Source organism: Agromyces sp. P1_H4 (assembly GCF_056405255.1).
In genome coordinates this window covers 1-1054 of record NZ_JBFUCL010000572.1, presented here as the reverse complement: position 1 = coordinate 1054, position 1054 = coordinate 1, and the positions used below count along the sequence as shown (strand labels likewise).

Here is a 1054-nt window from a genome sequence, read left to right as displayed (position 1 = left end):
CCCCTTCAGCGCGCTGTTCGCCGACCGCCCGTCGTCGCAGGGCCCGGGCGCGGCAGCCGGTGACGAGGGACGCCCGGATGCGGCATCCGAGTCGCCCGCCTCTCGACCCGAGGCGAACGCCGACGGGCGGCAGACGCCGGTCGCCGGCACCGGCTTCCCGTTCATCGAGGTGCGTGGCGCTGCCGGCACGCCGGTCTCCGAGCCTGCCGGCCTTCGCGCCGAAGCGGCCGCCACCCGTCGACCGCCCTTCCCGGCGTTCGCGTCGGCCCGTGACGATGAGCCCCAGCGACCCCCGCAGACCGGCGAGCCGGTGGACGACCTCCTGGCCGCGCTCGGCTCCGGCTCCGCCTCCGGTCGCTCCCGAGACGACGAGCGCGCCGACGTCGATGTGCCGTCCGACGCATTCGGCTCGGGTACGCCTGCCCGCGGCGGCACGCCACCCCCCGGCGATGACGACGCGCTCGGCGCCCTGGGGCTCGGCTTCGACGACGACGTCGACGATGACGACGACGTGGACGAGCCCGAACCGCCGCGCGCGCCCCGTGGCCGCCTCTTCGGACGCGACAGCTCGCTCGACGACGTCGATGAGGCCACGCACGCCGACCAGCTGGGTGACGCGACGGCCGGCGATGGATCCCAGATCACCCGTGAGATCGAGGAGACCGGCTACTTCTGGAACCTGACGCCCGATCCGTCGGCGCCCGACCCCAAGGCCGATCCCGAGCGTGACGCGAACGGGCTCGAACGACCGTTGCCGTTCGTGGCGGCGGGGCTCGACACCGAAGGCCACGCCTCCGATGTCGACGCTTCCGAAACCGGCCCGGGCGACCCCATCATCGAGCCTGAGGCACAGGCCGAGCCCGAAGCGGAGCCCGTGCCCGATTGGCGGTTCGGCGACGATGCACCGACGGCCGCGTACCGCACCGACGACGCGACCGCGGGGTACCGCACCGACGACGCCACCGCCCGCTTCCCGCAGGCGCCCGAACCCGCGGCATCCGCGGCTCACGACGGCGACCCGCTCGCCGCACTGTTCGGCGGCGCTGCCGCAGCC

The 1054-nt window shown here is 75.0% G+C and carries 1 protein-coding gene; it reads left to right on the top strand.

The features are described 5' to 3' along the window. Positions 1–1054: hypothetical protein (locus AC1DY2_RS20060; RefSeq protein WP_476764016.1), on the top strand; the 1054-nt coding region annotated here is incomplete at both ends.